Origin of the sequence: Levilactobacillus bambusae, assembly GCF_003124125.1 — a bacterium.
GTDB lineage: Bacteria > Bacillota > Bacilli > Lactobacillales > Lactobacillaceae > Levilactobacillus > Levilactobacillus bambusae.
On sequence record NZ_QCXQ01000006.1, the window covers coordinates 22897 to 38649 of the forward strand.

Annotated in this window: 17 protein-coding genes and 1 other annotated feature; of the genes, 16 read left to right on the forward strand and 1 reads right to left on the reverse strand. The window is 47.3% G+C overall.

Annotated features, from left to right (window positions below; genetic code table 11):
• The first annotated feature begins 78 nt into the window (after positions 1 to 78).
• The 15 genes from radA to rplL all read left to right on the forward strand — a co-directional run bounded on the left by radA (position 79) and on the right by rplL (position 11887).
• On the forward strand, positions 79 to 1455 hold the full coding sequence (gene radA, locus DCM90_RS07885; protein ID WP_109250824.1) for a DNA repair protein RadA: 1377 nt from the start codon (positions 79 to 81) through the stop codon (positions 1453 to 1455).
• 29 nt (positions 1456 to 1484) lie between these two features.
• On the forward strand, positions 1485 to 2633 hold the full coding sequence (locus DCM90_RS07890; protein WP_109250825.1) for a PIN/TRAM domain-containing protein: 1149 nt from the start codon (positions 1485 to 1487) through the stop codon (positions 2631 to 2633).
• 144 nt (positions 2634 to 2777) lie between these two features.
• Positions 2778 to 4265 (forward strand): glutamate--tRNA ligase, encoded by a 1488-nt coding sequence (gene gltX, locus DCM90_RS07895; protein ID WP_109250826.1) that lies wholly within the window; start codon positions 2778 to 2780, stop codon positions 4263 to 4265.
• Between the two features lie 150 nt (positions 4266 to 4415).
• Entirely contained in the window at positions 4416 to 5831 is a 1416-nt protein-coding gene (gene cysS, locus DCM90_RS07900; RefSeq protein WP_109250827.1) for a cysteine--tRNA ligase, read from the forward strand.
• On the forward strand, positions 5828 to 6256 hold the full coding sequence (locus DCM90_RS07905) for a Mini-ribonuclease 3 (protein WP_109250828.1): 429 nt from the start codon (positions 5828 to 5830) through the stop codon (positions 6254 to 6256). The genes cysS and DCM90_RS07905 overlap by 4 nt, the downstream gene beginning before the upstream one ends.
• On the forward strand, positions 6237 to 7040 hold the full coding sequence (gene rlmB / locus DCM90_RS07910) for a 23S rRNA (guanosine(2251)-2'-O)-methyltransferase RlmB (RefSeq protein ID WP_109250829.1): 804 nt from the start codon (positions 6237 to 6239) through the stop codon (positions 7038 to 7040). Before DCM90_RS07905 ends, rlmB begins: the two co-directional genes overlap by 20 nt.
• Positions 7041 to 7061: 21 nt before the next feature.
• Positions 7062 to 7622, forward strand: a complete 561-nt coding sequence (locus DCM90_RS07915) for an NYN domain-containing protein (protein ID WP_109250830.1) — start codon at positions 7062 to 7064, stop codon at positions 7620 to 7622.
• A 69-nt stretch (positions 7623 to 7691) separates the two neighbouring features.
• Positions 7692 to 8279, forward strand: a complete 588-nt coding sequence (locus DCM90_RS07920) for an RNA polymerase sigma factor (protein WP_109250831.1) — start codon at positions 7692 to 7694, stop codon at positions 8277 to 8279.
• Positions 8280 to 8354: 75 nt separating this feature from the next.
• On the forward strand, positions 8355 to 8504 hold the full coding sequence (gene rpmG / locus DCM90_RS07925; RefSeq protein ID WP_109251082.1) for a 50S ribosomal protein L33: 150 nt from the start codon (positions 8355 to 8357) through the stop codon (positions 8502 to 8504).
• 30 nt (positions 8505 to 8534) lie between these two features.
• The gene (secE, locus tag DCM90_RS07930; RefSeq protein ID WP_109250832.1) at positions 8535 to 8714 is read left to right on the forward strand and encodes a preprotein translocase subunit SecE; all 180 of its coding nucleotides are present in this window, start codon (positions 8535 to 8537) and stop codon (positions 8712 to 8714) included.
• 105 nt (positions 8715 to 8819) lie between these two features.
• The gene (gene nusG, locus DCM90_RS07935; RefSeq protein WP_109250833.1) at positions 8820 to 9377 is read left to right on the forward strand and encodes a transcription termination/antitermination protein NusG; all 558 of its coding nucleotides are present in this window, start codon (positions 8820 to 8822) and stop codon (positions 9375 to 9377) included.
• A 133-nt stretch (positions 9378 to 9510) separates the two neighbouring features.
• Complete coding sequence (rplK, locus tag DCM90_RS07940; protein WP_109250834.1) at positions 9511 to 9936, forward strand: 50S ribosomal protein L11; 426 nt, start codon at positions 9511 to 9513, stop codon at positions 9934 to 9936.
• Positions 9937 to 10031: 95 nt separating this feature from the next.
• Positions 10032 to 10733 carry a 50S ribosomal protein L1 gene (rplA, locus tag DCM90_RS07945; RefSeq protein WP_109250835.1) on the forward strand — a complete coding sequence of 234 codons (702 nt, stop codon included), beginning with the start codon at positions 10032 to 10034 and terminating at the stop codon, positions 10731 to 10733.
• 65 nt (positions 10734 to 10798) lie between these two features.
• Positions 10799 to 10923 (forward strand) — a sequence feature (ribosomal protein L10 leader region).
• Positions 10924 to 10950: 27 nt separating this feature from the next.
• Positions 10951 to 11466: a 50S ribosomal protein L10 gene (gene rplJ / locus DCM90_RS07950; protein ID WP_109250836.1), complete on the forward strand. Its 516-nt coding sequence runs from the start codon at positions 10951 to 10953 to the stop codon at positions 11464 to 11466.
• Between the two features lie 52 nt (positions 11467 to 11518).
• Complete coding sequence (rplL, locus tag DCM90_RS07955; protein ID WP_109250837.1) at positions 11519 to 11887, forward strand: 50S ribosomal protein L7/L12; 369 nt, start codon at positions 11519 to 11521, stop codon at positions 11885 to 11887.
• A 65-nt stretch (positions 11888 to 11952) separates the two neighbouring features.
• Here rplL and DCM90_RS07960 read toward each other — a convergent pair whose 3' ends face one another.
• Positions 11953 to 12822, reverse strand: a complete 870-nt coding sequence (locus DCM90_RS07960; protein ID WP_109250838.1) for a hypothetical protein — start codon at positions 12820 to 12822, stop codon at positions 11953 to 11955.
• Positions 12823 to 12948: 126 nt separating this feature from the next.
• Between DCM90_RS07960 and mprF the strand changes: the two genes are divergently transcribed.
• A complete protein-coding gene (gene mprF / locus DCM90_RS07965) occupies positions 12949 to 15582 on the forward strand; it encodes a bifunctional lysylphosphatidylglycerol flippase/synthetase MprF (RefSeq protein WP_109250839.1) in 2634 nt (877 codons plus the stop codon).
• Positions 15583 to 15753 lie beyond the last annotated feature (171 nt).

Below are 15753 nucleotides of genomic sequence, written 5' to 3' on the forward strand. Positions count from 1 at the left end.
TCACTAAGGAAACGGGCCCGGCTATGCTAAAATAAGGCGTATTGAGTATCAGTTAGAAACAGTTTGGGAGGTTACTCATTGGCAAAAGTTAAAACACAGTATGTTTGTCAAAACTGCGGCTACTCGTCGCCACGTTACTTAGGGCGGTGTCCGAACTGCGGTGAATGGAATACATTAGTTGAAGAAACCGTACAGTCAAAACCGAAGGCCACGGACCGGGCCGCCCGGGTTGGCATTCGGAGTGAGGGCGGTAAACCCCAAAAAATTGGGGACGTCAAGTTTGAACAGGAACCGAGAACTGAAACCGGGCTCCGCGAATTAAACCGGGTACTGGGGGGCGGAATCGTTCGCGGATCACTCATTTTAATTGGCGGGGACCCTGGGATTGGAAAGTCCACCTTGCTATTGCAGGTTTCCGGTCAGTTAGCCCAGGAGAATGGAACGGTCCTTTACGTGTCTGGTGAAGAAAGTGCTTCACAAATTAAGATGCGAGCCGACCGATTGAAGGTGCACGGGGACAGTTTGTACCTTTATCCCGAGACGGACTTAGGAACTATTCGAAGCGAGATTGAGGAGCTTAAACCTGATTTTGTGGTCATTGATTCGGTTCAAACAATGCAGGCGACAGGAATTGACGCTGCGGTTGGGTCCGCTTCACAAATTCGGGAAGTCACGGCAGAATTGATGCAGATTGCTAAGTCGGAGGGCATTACTATTTTCCTGGTCGGCCACGTCACTAAGGGCGGGGCGATCGCTGGTCCCAAAATTCTGGAACATATGGTGGATACCGTCTTGTACTTTGAGGGGGACCTCCACCATGAATACCGGATCTTGCGGGCGGTGAAGAACCGGTTTGGATCAACTAATGAACTGGGAATTTTTGAAATGCGGGATGGTGGGCTCTACGAAGTGGATAACCCATCGGAAATCTTCCTTGAAGAACGGTTGCCGGATGCGAACGGCTCGGCGATTGCGGTTTCCATGGAGGGTACCCGGCCCATTCTGGTTGAAATTCAGGCGCTCGTCACCCCCAGTGTGTTTGGAAATGCCCAGCGGACCGCCAGCGGGGTAGAACGCAGTCGGATGTCGCTGCTTATTGCGGTGCTGGAAAAACGGGCCAATTTAATGCTGCAAAACCAAGACGCCTATTTAAAGGCCGCTGGCGGGGTCAAACTTACGGAACCGGCAGTTGATTTGGCTATTGCCATCAGCTTGGCCTCCAGCTACCGGGATCACGGGACCCAAACCGGGGATTGTTTTGTTGGTGAAGTAGGATTGACGGGTGAAATTCGGCGGGTGAGTCGGATTGATCAGCGGGTCAGTGAAGCCCAAAAATTAGGGTTTAGCCGGATTTTTATCCCGAAAAACAACCTTCAAGATCTAACGGCCCCAAAAGGAATTGACGTCATTGGGGTATCAACTATTGGTGAAGCATTGCATAAAGCGCTAGACTAGGTAATGGACAAGAAAGGAGGTGTATCGACATGGCAGATCGTCACACAACTAATACAGTTTTAACCTTTTTATTCGCACTCGTTGGTGCCGCAGTAGGGCTGGCTTACATGCCCGATGTTTGGCTATTATTCCACGTTCCTCACGGTATTTTGAATAATACGATTGTCAATATTGTGATCGGACTGATTATTTTTCTGTTACTGGCCTCAATGTTTGCGAATAAATTAAGCGGCGTAATGGATCGAATCGAGACCTTTCTCGCACGACAAAGCCCAACGTACCTCTTCTTCGGGTCAATTTCGACCATCATCGGATTGGTCCTAGCTTACTTGATCTCCCTCTTTTTCTTCCGGCTGCCGTCAGTGTTGCTGAATACGGTGCTCCCCATGATTCTCATGCTCAGTTTTGGGTACTTTGGGTTTCGGCTGGGAACGACAAGGCGGGATGAATGGCGGAAGGCCTTTCGGTTTCGAACCAAGAAGGAACCGGGGGCTGAAGCCAGCGTTGAACCCGAGATAACGGACCGGCCCTTAGATGATAACTACCACCACTACAAAATTTTAGATACTAACATTTTGATTGATGGTCGAATTTATGACATTGCTAAGACCGGCTTTTTGGAAGGGACCCTGTTAGTCCCTGATTTTGTGCTCCACGAACTTCAGTATATTGCGGACGCAAGCGACAGTGTAAAACGGGTGCGCGGACGCCGGGGCTTGGACGTTTTGAATAAGCTGCAGAGTGAAAACATCGTTCCCGTCGAGGCCTACGCGGGCGACTTTCCTGAAATCAGCGAGGTAGATGACAAACTGATTGCCCTAGCTAAAAAGGTGAACGGGGTCATTATGACGAACGACTATAATTTGAATAAGGTCATTCAGTTCCAGCAGGTTGAGGTGCTGAACATTAATGAACTCGCCAGTGCGTTAAAGGCGCGGGCTATTCCGGGTGAGAACCTTCACGTGATGGTGGTTAAAAACGGGACTGAACGTCAGCAGGGGGTGGCTTACCTCGATGATGGCACGATGGTCGTCGTTGAAGACGGAAAGTTCTACATTAATCAGTGGCTCGACGTCATCGTGACAAGTTCCATTCAAACGGATGCCGGGCGAATGATCTTTGCCAAACCGGCGCACGCCTCTAAAACGATTGAACACCACGATAAAAAGAAAAAATAAGGGTTAACCAGGCTATTAACAGACAAATTTAACGAATTGTCTGTTGACAGCCTTTCTTTTTTTAGAGTGGCATTGTACACTAGTAACGTTATCTTTAAAGAGATGGAATTAAGAATTAACTATTTAGAAAGAGGCGCAATTGCTTTGGCTAACAATAAAATTCGTGTTCGATATGCTCCAAGTCCAACCGGGCATCTGCACATTGGAAACGCGCGGACAGCAATTTTTAACTACCTGTTTGCTCGTCATAATAAGGGTAAGTTTATTATCCGAATTGAAGATACAGATACAAAACGGAACGTTGAAGATGGGGAACGTAGCCAGCTTGAAAACCTCAAGTGGCTTGGCCTTGACTGGGATGAAGGTCCAGACGTCGGCGGCGACTTTGGCCCGTACCGGCAGTCAGAACGCCGGGAGCTCTACGAACAATACATTCAGCAGTTAATGGATCAGGGTCTGGCATACGAATCCTACAAGACTGAAGAAGAACTGGCAGCGGATCGTGAAGCCCAAAAGGCTCGAAAAGAAATGCCCCATTACGAATACGAATACGCTGGCATGAGCGAGGATGAAAGAAACCAAGCCATTGCGGATGCCAAAGCGAAGGGCCTCAAACCCGTTATTCGGTTCCGGGTCCCTAAGGATAAGGTCTACGAATGGGACGACATTGTTAAGGGTCACGTGGCCTTTAACTCCGACTCCATCGGTGGTGACTGGGTGATCGCTAAGCGGGACGGCATGCCAACTTATAACTTTGCCGTTGTCGTTGATGATCACTTAATGGAAATCTCGCACGTTTTTCGGGGGGATGACCACGTAGCTAACACCCCTAAGCAATTAATGATTTACGATGCCTTAGGGTGGGAAGCCCCACAGTTCGGCCACATGTCCTTAATTATTAGCAAGGATACGGGTAAAAAGCTGTCTAAGCGGGATGAAACGGTTCTCCAATTTATCGAACAGTACCGGAGCCTCGGCTACCTACCGGACGCAATGTTTAACTTTATCGTCTTATTGGGTTGGAGTCCTGTGGGTGAAGAGGAAATCTTTACCAAGAAGGAATTCATCAAGATGTACGATGAAACTCGCCTGAGTAAGTCGCCCGCAACCTTTGACCAAGACAAATTGGAATGGTTGAACAACCGGTACGTTAAAAAGGCGGATGGAAGTGTCATTACCCACTTGGCTTTGCAACAGCTGATTGAAGCGGGCAACATGCCCGCTAACCCCGACGCCAAGACGTTAGAATGGGCCCGTCAATTGATTATGCTTTATAAGGATCAGATGAGCTACATGGGTCAAATTAACGAGATGGCCAGTGTCTTCTTTGATGAACCGGATGAAGTGACCGGTGAAGCCTGGGATGAAATCAATAACGATACCGCTCCAGTAGTATTGAAGGACTTTGCGGATCGAATTCAAAAGCTAGACGTCTTTGATGCCATTGAAATTTTAGGGGCAATTAAGGCGGTCCAACAGGAAACGGGAATTAAGGGGCGGAAGTTATGGATGCCGCTGCGAATTGCGACAACCCATGAAATGCACGGCCCTGGTTTGCCAGAATCCATTGAATTAATTGGTCGTGACGTGGCCGTTAAACACATTAACCAAACGTTAGCGCAATATAAATAACCGTTTAAATTAGGAAACATCGTTATTACCCGTAAAGGGGATAACGATGTTTTTTAAAATTCAGTGGTGAAGTTGGCGACTGCGTTTTGGCTGGCCGCAAATTATGATAGAATGAACGTAACTAAAGTCGCAACAGAAAGGAGTTTAAACATGCTTCAAGTTTTTAATACGATGACCCGAGAAAAAGAACCGTTTAAATCAATGACCCCCAATTTGGTGAATATGTACGTCTGTGGGCCCACGGTCTACAATTACATTCACATTGGAAATGGTCGCTCCGCTGTTGCGTTTGATACCATTCGCCGATACTTGGAATATAAGGGATACACCGTTAACTACGTTTCTAACTTTACGGACGTTGATGATAAGATGATTAATCAAGCCAAGAAGGATCACGTTACCGTGATGGAACTAGGTAACAAGTACATTCAGGCCTTTAAGGAAGATACAGCTGCCTTAAACATTAAACCGGCCACCACGAATCCTAGGGCAACCGAACACATTCCAGAAATTATCACGTTTATCCAGGACCTCATCGAAAAGGGTTACGCCTATGAAGTTGAGGGTGACGTCTACTACCGGACCCGAAAGTTTAAGCCGTACGGTGAACTTTCCGGGCAAAACATTGATGAGTTAGAGGCTGGTGCGTCCCAGCATACGGCGGACGAAGAGACTGCCCGCAAGGAAGACCCGATTGACTTTGCCCTGTGGAAGGGAGCCAAGGCCGATGAAATTAGCTGGGAGTCACCATGGGGCCAGGGCCGGCCGGGGTGGCATATTGAATGCTCCGTGATGTCCACGGAACTTCTCGGTAATACCTTCGACATCCACGGTGGCGGCGAAGACCTGGAGTTTCCCCACCACGAAAACGAAATTGCCCAGTCCGAAGCTAAAACCGGTCAGAAGTTTGTCAACTACTGGCTGCATAACGGGTTTGTGACGGTAGGCGATGACAACGAAAAGATGAGTAAGTCGTTGGGAAACTTTGTGACCGTTCATGAGATTATCAAGACGGTAGATCCACAAGTCCTGCGCTTCTTCCTGTCGACCACCCAGTACCGCCGTCCCGTTCAGTACACGCAGGATAACCTGGAAGATGCCAGCCGCAACCTAGCTAAGCTGAAGACGGCGGTGAACAATGTGTCGTACCGCTTATCGGATGCGGAAACTGGTTCAGATCCGAAAACGGATCAGGAAGTTCGCCAAGTGATGGCTGATTTCACGGATGCCATGGACGATGACTTTAACGTCCAAAACGGCATCACTCAGGTTTATGAACTTGCCCGGTTAGGCAACATCTATGCTGAACGGCCCGTCGTTTTTTATGACACCCTTCAGTTTATTTTAAAGACGCTCAGCCAACTATTACTGATCTTCGGAATTGAGTTGAAGGCTGAAACGGAAATTAACGATGACACCATTGAGGCTTTAATTCAAGAACGGATTGACGCCCGGCAGAGCCGAAATTATGAACGTAGTGATGAAATTCGGGAACAACTTAAAAATCAAGGAATCATTCTAGAGGATACCCCTCAGGGGACCCGCTGGAGAAGGGTGACTAAATGACGAAGAAACAGGCGGATTACCGTCAATTAAATGGAATTGCACTGGCCTATATGGGCGATGGCGCCTACGAAGTTTACGTTCGGGCCCACCTCATTAACGAGGGAATTGTTAAAGCTAATCGGTTACAGCACGAGGCCACACGGTACGTTTCTGCGAAGGCTCAGGCGGCCTTAATTGAACTGATGAAATCAGATGATTTGTTATCAGAGGACGAATGGAATTGGTTCAAACGGGGGCGCAACGCAAAGAGTTACACCCACGCTAAAAATACGGACGTTATTACCTACCGGATTTCAACGGGGTTTGAAGCCCTATTTGGCTTCCTCTTCCTATCAAAGCAGCAGGATCGGTTGGATGAGCTTGCCCAGTGGTGTATTGATCAAGTCGATGCAGGGAGGACAAAACATGCCAAAGAAGCGAAATGAGAAGTACCGGGAGACTGATGAAAAGGATGTCGCCCGGTCTAGTCAGGCGGCCGGCGATTTCGTTATTGGCCGCCACCCTGCCGTAGCGGCCCTTAAGAGTGAGCAGGAAATTAACAAGGTCTTTCTACAGTCCGGGTTAAAAAACGACAGTTTAGATGAGATTCGGGGGATGGCCCGAAAGCGGCACCTGGTGATCTCTGAGGTTCCAAAGACCAAGCTGGATACGATGGCCTCGCACCAAAACCACCAGGGTGTTGTTCTGGCCGTAGCGGCCTTTCAGTACGCCACTCTTGATGATTTGTTCAAACGGGCGGAAGATGCCGGTGAGCCGCCGTTCTTCCTGATTTTAGATGAAATTGAAGATCCCCATAACTTAGGGTCGATCTTACGGACGGCGGATGCCAGCGGGGTTCACGGCGTGATTATCCCTAAGCACCGGTCCGTTGGTTTAACGTCAACGGTCGCTAAGACATCAACGGGGGCCATTGAAACCGTCCCGGTTGCCAAAGTAACGAACCTTTCGAATGCGGTAGCAGAATTAAAGGATCGGGGACTTTGGATTTTTGGGACTGATATGAATGGAACGGATTATCGTCGCTGGGATGCCAAGGGACCAGTCGGGTTAGTCATTGGCAACGAAGGCAAGGGGATCTCCCGGTTGTTAAAACAGTCCGTGGATGAAACGCTCACCATCCCAATGGTGGGAACCGTCCAAAGCTTAAACGCCAGCGTTGCAGCGGGATTGTTAATGTACCAAGGCTTTAATTCCAGGCATCCGCTGTAAAGAAAGGGGGTCAGGCCGATAATGAAACAGGAAATCATGATCGTTGACGCCTATAACATGATCGGCAACTGGCCCGTCTTGAACCAGCTGAAGACGGCGGACCGGTTGCCTGATGCCCGCGATGAATTAATTCATATGCTGGCCGACTACCGTAAGGTCCGGGATATGAACATTGTGGTCGTCTTTGATGCGATGTACGCGCCCGGTACGATGAAAAATGAACGTCGCTATAACTTGGAAATTGTGTGGACTAAGCGGGATCAAACGGCAGATAGCTATATTGAGGCCCTAGCGAAGGAAAAACAGAGTCGGCTCACTCAAGTCACGGTTGCCACCAGCGACCAGGCGGAGCAGTGGACAATCTTTTCCGAGGGAGCCCTTCGGATTTCCGCCCGAGAACTATGGAATGACATTCAACGGGCTAAAAACGAGGTTTCGCGTTCCGCCCGGGAATACATTGACCAGGGGCTGGTTCGAAAAAATCCTTGGAATGAACATCAGTTACTTGCCCTGGAAAAATTCCGGGACAACTTGGCGCTTGGCAAGCACCCGGATTCCCGGCACCTCAGTGAAAAAGATTAAACGGGCGTTCGCTTCCTTCGTTTCCTACCCCTTTCTATACTGATAGTATTGGAAGTGGGAGGGGAAGGTATGATAACTTACGGGGAACTAACGGATAATGAACTCATCTTTTTTTGCCAGGCGAAGGATTCACTTGCTTTGCAGACGTTATGCGATCGATATGAGCCGGTATTGAGACGACTGTTGCAGACGCATTTTTTGGTCGGCTACACGTGGGACGATTGGCAACAGGAGGCCCGAATCGTCATGTACCGGGTCATTCAACAGTTTGACGGCAAAAAGTCACCGGCACTCGGTTGGTTGTATAAGGTGGCTCTGACCCACCGTGTGATTGACCTTATCCGGCGAGAACACGCGCAAAAACGCATTCCGCGGCTGGAGACCATTCCGTTGGATGCTAATCCGGCCAGAACGGCAGATTTACTGACGGATCCGGAGTGGGCCGAACTGGAAAAGTACGTGGGGCTGCGTGAATCACTGGTTGATTACGTTCAGTCGCTGTCCCGGTTCGAGTTCAAGATCCTGTTGGCCTACCTTCACCGCCAAACGCGACGGGAGACCGCCCGGCAGTTAGACTGCACGGAGGCCCAAGTTTTATCGGGAATTGGGCGGTGTCGACGAAAGTTAGAAACACTTTTAGGCCAACGGTCAGCCTGAATTGACGGAGGGTTAAAATCATGATAGACTAAGTGTCGATTGTTTAAACCCAAGTTAATGACGGGAGTGGTGACGATGGCTCAAGTCAAAGTGGCGCTAGCCTGTTCCGTATGCGGAACTAGAAACTATACGGTTTCCACCAATCAGGCTCATACCGAGCGACTCGAATTAAAAAAGTTTTGTAAACAATGTGGTAAGAAAACCATTCACCGTGAAACACGGTAGGAGTTTTAGCGAATAGGAGGGGTTTCTGATATGCGATTATTACGTTTCTTTAAGTCAGTTGGACAAGAAATGAGACAGGTGTCATGGCCTGATGCACACCAGACGGCGGTTGATACCGAAGTCGTTGTCATAACGTCCATTCTGTTTGCGATCTTCTTTGCAATTGTCGATTGGGCCGTTCAAGCTTTCTTACAATGGATTATTGGATAGTGGTTTTCAAACCAGTTAAAATATGCTATATTGATGACAGAGAAAAACTTCGTGTGGACGGAGTTTTTTTATTTTGTCTTTTTTTAAAAAAGGAGTGCGCCAATCATGGTTGAATCAGAAGAAAAACGCTGGTACGTTTTACACACGTACTCAGGGTATGAGAATAGTGTTAAGACCAACCTGGAATCCCGGATCGAATCCATGGGAATGCAGGATAATATTTACCGCATCATTGTCCCAGAAGAAGAAAAGCAGGAGAAAAAGAACGGTAAGGATAAGACCGTCATGGAAAAGATTTTTCCAGGATACGTTCTCGTTGAAATGGTAATGAGCGACCGGGCTTGGTACATTGTCCGGAATACTCCGGGGGTTACCGGATTTATCGGTTCCCATGGTCAAGGTTCTAAGCCAACCCCGTTGATGCCGGACGAAATTGACCGGATCTTTAAGGAATTGGGGATGGGTGGTCAGGCCCGGCACGCTAACTTGGATGTTGAAGTTGGTGAAACGGTTAAGATTATTGACGGGGCCTTTACGGATCTTGAAGGTAAAATTACGGCCATTGATAATAAGAACGGTAAACTGAAGGTTAACATCGACATGTTTGGACGTGAAACGGCGGCTGAACTTAGTTTTGATCAGGTCGATCCCATTACGGACTAAGGATTATCCCTAAAAGGGACTTGTCCCAGTGGGTTTCCTATGGTAACATGTTCTAGTATGCGTTACGCATCACGTGGGAGGAGAAAAATTTGATTCTCCTATTACCACACACGGACTTAAGGAGGTATGTCTCGTGGCTAAAAAAGTAGTAAATGTTGTGAAGCTACAAATTCCCGCAGCCAAAGCAACCCCAGCTCCACCAGTTGGACCAGCTTTAGGTCAAGCAGGGATTAACATCAATGCTTTCACTAAGGATTTCAATGCTCGGACTGCAGATCAGGCCGGTATGCTTATCCCAGTTGTTATCTCAGTATACGAAGATCGTTCATTCGACTTCATTACTAAGACTCCACCCGCTGCAGTTCTGTTAAAGAAGGCTGCTGGCGTGGAACATGGTTCCGGTGAACCTAACACGAACAAGGTTGCAGAAGTAACCAAGGATCAGGTTAAGGAAATCGCTGAAACCAAAATGCAAGATCTAAACGCCGCTGACGTTGAAGCAGCAATGCGCATGATCGAAGGTACTGCACGGAGCATGGGCTTCACAGTTAAAGACTAAATCCCAGTTCTGTACGGTCGGGCACCCCGTAAAAACGGCGGTGTCAGTGGGAGGTTAGACCGTTATAACCACATTTGCAAGGAGGAAAACACAACATGGCTCGTAAAAGAGGTAAGAAGTACCAAGACGCACTGAAGCAAATCGATAAGACAAAGGTTTACGCTATCAGCGACGCCGTAGATTTAGTTAAACAAATTAATTTTGCTAAGTTTGACGCAACGGTTGAAGTCTCCTTCAACTTGAACGTTGACACGAAGCAAGCTGACCAACAGTTACGTGGTGCCGTTGTTTTACCAAACGGTACGGGTAACGACCAAACAGTTATTGTTTTCGCCAAGGGTGAACAAGCAAAGGCTGCTCAAGAAGCCGGTGCCGACGTTGTTGGTGATACCGACTTAGCTGAACGAATTCAGGATGGCTGGTTAGACTTTGACGTTGCCATTGCCACTCCAGATATGATGGCACAAGTGGGACGTTTAGGCCGGGTTCTTGGACCTAAGGGCTTAATGCCTAACCCTAAGACTGGAACAGTGACAATGGATGTTGCTAAAGCTGTTTCAGACGCTAAGAATGGTCAAGTGACTTACCGGACCGACCGTGACGGAAACGTTGCTGTCCCTGTTGGTAAGGTTTCGTTTGATACTGACGCTTTAGTTGGTAACTTGAAGACCATTGCGGATACGATTGTTCGTAACCGTCCAGCTGCCGTTCGTGGGACTTATGTCCAACACGTGACAATTGAATCAACGATGGGTCCTAGTGTGACCGTTAGTCTTGATTCCATGCAGGAAGCTTAGGCCAATTCCTAGAAAAATCCCTATTACCAATTGACACGCTTAGTTAGCCACGTTATACTAATTAAGTTAATTTAATTGTTCTGCCGTAGACTCAGGTGGCGTTAGCCTTAATTTCCTGCCGAGGAAGAAGTTATGAAGATGACTTTTGACTCTCTATGTCTGGTGGACATAGGGATTTTTTTAAATCCTGACCACTAATCATTAGGAGGTGAAAATCGTGAGTGAAACAGCTATTGCTAAGAAGGCTGCCGAAGTTGATGTTGTTGCTGAACGTTTAGAAAACGCTCAAACGGCAATTATTGTTGATTACCGTGGTTTAACAGTTGAACAAGCCAATGACTTACGTAAGCAATTACGTGAAGCCGGTGTAACTTTCTCTGTTATCAAGAACAAGATCATGTTGCGTGCCGCTGAAAAAGCTGGTTACAGCGATTTGAAGGATACCTTTGTTGGACCTACTGCCGTTGCCTTTTCTAACGAAGATGCAATTGCCCCAGCAAAGATCTTAAAGAAGTTTGCTGATTCTGTTGATGCTTTATCCTTAAAGGGTGGATTCGTCGAAAAGAAGGTCGCTTCTCTCGAAGAAATCAACATGTACGCTACGTTACCAAGTCGTGAAGAATTGTTGGCTACTATTGCTAACCTTCTTCAAGCACCTATCCGTAACGTTGCTTACGCTGTTAAAGCAGTTGCAGAAAAAGAAGCTGATGGTAACGACGGCGACGCTGCCTAAGTTAACCATTCAATAAATACAACTATACCCAACATTTTGGAGGAAAAAGAACATGGCTTTTGATAAAGATGCTATCATTGCTTCCCTTAAGGAAGCTTCCATTTCTGACCTTAACGACTTAGTTAAGGCAATCGAAGAAGAATTTGACGTTTCAGCTTCTGCCCCAGTTGCAGTTGCTGGTGCCGCTGGCGGCGATGCTGCTGGTGCTAAGGACTCATTTGATGTTGAATTAACTGAAGCAGGCGATGCTAAGGTTAAGGTCATCAAGGCAGTTCGTGAAGCTACTGGTTTAGGTTTGAAGGATTCTAAGAACCTCGTTGATAACACACCATCTGTTATCAAGGAAGGTCTTACTGAAGACGAAGCCAACGACTTAAAGGCTAAGATCGAAGAAGCTGGCGGTGTCGTAACCCTTAAGTAATTAAGGCCGACACTTAAAAGTGCGTTATCACATTTCGGTGTGATAACGCACTTTTTTATTGATCATTAATCGTCAACGCTAATGAGGTTGGCCAGGATAATGCAGGTATAGCATGCCCCAAAGAGGAGACTAATCATGTGAATGTAGAGAATGGTGGCGTTGAAATGGGTAAAGACGCTCTGGGGGACGACTAAATCCTCAAAAAAATCATTAAGTCCGTAATAGGCTAAAGCGGTCAGTTGATCTAAGACGTAGGGGGTATGAAGGGAGGTTAAAAATTGGTTAACCCCGGCCTGTCCTGCGGTTGCGCCCAGAAGTGCCGTCCCGGTAATCACGCCATGATAGTAAATGTTGCCGGAAAACTCTGCGATGATTTGAATGGTATGGGCAAAGTTTCCCTTTACCACGTAGGCTAATAGTTTTAGGAGGTAAAAACTGGAAACTAAAATTAGGACAATGCCGCTCAGCATTTCAAAGACAATGCTGGTTTCGGAGTAGAGGCTCAGAAAATTTTGGTAGTTGACGACGTAGAAACCAAACGTCAAGTAAAGCAGGTAGAGGTACTCGGCAACCTTCCAGGACATTGGTTTATGCAAGAAGAGCTGTAGAATCGTGTAAAAACCGTATAAGAAGAGGAACTCAGAGATGGAAAAGACAACGTCTCGAACGCCAACGACGTTAACGTGAAAGAGCTGGAGCAGGATATCAAGGTTTAAAAAGGTTAGGGCCCAAAAATGAGGGACCTGCTGCCACTGGCTCACCGTTAAAAAACGGAAGTAACGGTTAAACGGACGGCGGTCCTCGTAGCGAATCCGTTTTCGCCGGTGAAGGGTGACTAACCGCCACCAGATTCGGGGCTGAATTTGATACAGCGAGAGAAACAGACTAGCGCCCCAGATCAAGAAAAAACTAACTTGAATAATGGTGTGTAACACCACGTCCACCTTCTTGAATACAGAATGGTCTTATTTTAGCATAGTTGGCGATTTTGAAGCGGTTTGGTTGTGAGATTTAAGAATTCCTGCAATAATAGATTTAGCACGAATCTTGGAGGGCAACTCATGAAGAAGCTTTGGCAACGACTAGATAATTTTTATACCAAGTATGCAACGTTAATTAAACTCATTTTTATGCTGTCCGTTTTAATTTTTGTGATTCAACAGGTGGTGAAGGTCAGTCATGAAATTAACGGTCAGCAAGCTCAGGCGGTCTTGAATTCCCAAAGTCCATTGCAGCTGGGGATCATGTTAATTCTTGGGATTTTGGCGGTTTTTCCGATGTTTGGCTATGACTTGGGGATCGTTCGATTTTTACCCGGACACTACTCTAAGGGATACATAATGAAAACCAGTTGGATTACGAATACATTTACTAATCTAATGGGGTTTGGCGGCTTCTTAGGGGCGACTTTGCGTGCCAGTTTCTACAACCGGGAGGCCTCTAAAAAGCAGGTGATTTACGCGATCTCGAAGATTGCGCTCTTTTTAATTGCGGGCCTCTCATTTTTATGTTGGGTCGCCCTGATCATGACGTTCGGGTTTCATATTGGCACCGTATACGAACACTACTGGTTTTGGCTGGTCGGCGGGGCCCTGTACTTTCCGGGAATTTTTCTCGTTACGCGGTTTAACCACGGCGATTTCTTTAAGGATTTAACGCTGCGTCGTGAAGTTCGGTTAATTTCAGTCTCCGTTGGCGAATGGCTAGCCTGTCTGCTATTCTTCCTTTACATTGGGTTTGCCCTCAATCTACCCATCCACTTAGCGGCGGTGGTTCCACTATTTGTGGTCGCGTCCGTCGTTGGGGTGGTTTCTCTTATGCCCGGGGGCCTAGGCTCGTTTGATGTCTTTATGATTTTAGGTCTGGGTTATATTGGGGTTTCTCCGGCGACCGCAGCAGTTTGGTTATTGTTATACCGGATTTTTTACTACTTAGTGCCCTTTATTCTGGGGGTTACACTATTCGTCCACTACTTAGGCAGTCGGGTTAACCAGTTTTTTGATGGCCTCCCTAAACAAATTTTCCAAAACTGCGCCCATGGCTTCTTGACGGTGTTCATGTACTTTTCTGGGATCATGCTCCTGTTGTTTGCTACCATCCCCAACGTGGTACTTTCAAACCGAATTTTTCTTCAGTTTGCCCCGTACATGTTTTTCTTTATCAACCAGTTAACGAATATCGTCGTTGCCTTTATGCTAATTGGCCTTGCCCGCGGGGTTCATGCCCGGGTAAAACGAGCATATTGGCCAACCGCCATTGTACTCGTTATTGCGATTGGGCTCACGCTCTGGCGGGAGAACTTCCCCCTGAGCGTTGCCGTTTTACTCATGTTCGTCCTGCTTTGTTTGTGGTGGTCCAGAAAGACCTTCTACCGAACGCACTTTGTGTATACGTGGGGGGGCCGAATTGCTGATGGACTAGTCTTTGCTGGCACCTTTATTGGTTACGCCGTCATCGGAATGTATACGTCCCAGTCAGTCTTGCCCCACCACAAACATCTACTTCCGCAGGCTTGGCTATTTCCGTCCCAACAGGTTTGGTTAATGGGGCTCATCGGTCTATTTTTAGCGGTTCTGATTGTGCTATTAATCCTCGGCTACTTTGCGGCAACCCCCGTTCCCTTCCTCAATCAACCGTTTGACGGGGACCGGGTAAAACGGGTGATTGACCAGTTTGGCGGAAATGAAATCAGCCACCTTGCCTTTACCCGGGACAAAGAGGTCTATTACTACACCGAAGACGGTGAGGATCAACTCTTCTTTCTGTTTAAACCCAAGGCGGACAAGCTGATCGTGATGGGCGAACCAGTAGGGAACATGGCAAAGGTTCAACCCGCACTGAAGCAGTTCATGAACGATGCGGATGATGCGGATTATACGCTGGTCTTTTATGAAATTAACGAGAAACTGACCATGGCCCTCCACGAGATGGGGTTTGATTTTATGAAGGCGGGGGAAGACGGGCATGTTGAGCTGAAATCGTTCACCCTGGAAGGTAAACCGCACCGGGGCGAACGGGCGCTAGTAAATAAGTTCAATCGTGAAGGCTATACCTTTGAAGTGATGCAGCAACCCTTTAGCGCCGCCGTGATGGCTGAATTAAAGGAAGTTTCTGATGAATGGCTGGGGGACGAAGTTGAGAAGGGCTTTTCACTCGGGTTCTTTGATGAACAGTACCTTAATGAAGCTCCAATTGCAGTTATGAAGGATAAGGACGGTAAAATTATCGCCTTTGCCAACTTGATGCCCACGGGAAACCACGTTGTCACAAGCATTGATTTAATGCGGTCGAGTCAGGATGCACCGTCTGGAATTATGGACGGGCTATTCGTCAAGCTGTTTGAATACTGCCGGGACCAAGGTTACCAATACTTCGACCTGGGAATGTCACCTTTGGCTAACGTTGGGGATTCCCGGTTTAGCTTTCTACCGGAGAAAATGGCCCACCTCCTCTACGAGTATGGCTATAAACTTTACAGCTTTCAGGGCTTACGAGCCTATAAAGAAAAATACGTCACAAAGTGGGTTTCAAAGTATACGGCCTTTCGAAAAAATCGGTCCTTGGTCTTTACCACCCTGCAAATCCTAATGGTGGTAAATGAACCAGCGGGAAAAGCCCAACGAAAAACAATTTTTCAACGGGTAGCTGACGGATTTATTCCGGTCCTGGCACGTCGCCGAACTAATCGGCGGTAGGACCCACCCAAACTAGCTCACGATCAATAGGGACAACGCCCCAATTTACTTAAAGGGCTGTTGTCTCTATTTGGTTTGAGCGAAGTCGATTAGGTTTCAGAACCATAATTTAGTTGATTTTGCGAGTTTTCATTGAAAACCCATAATTTTCCTAGCCAAGAACGAAAAAAT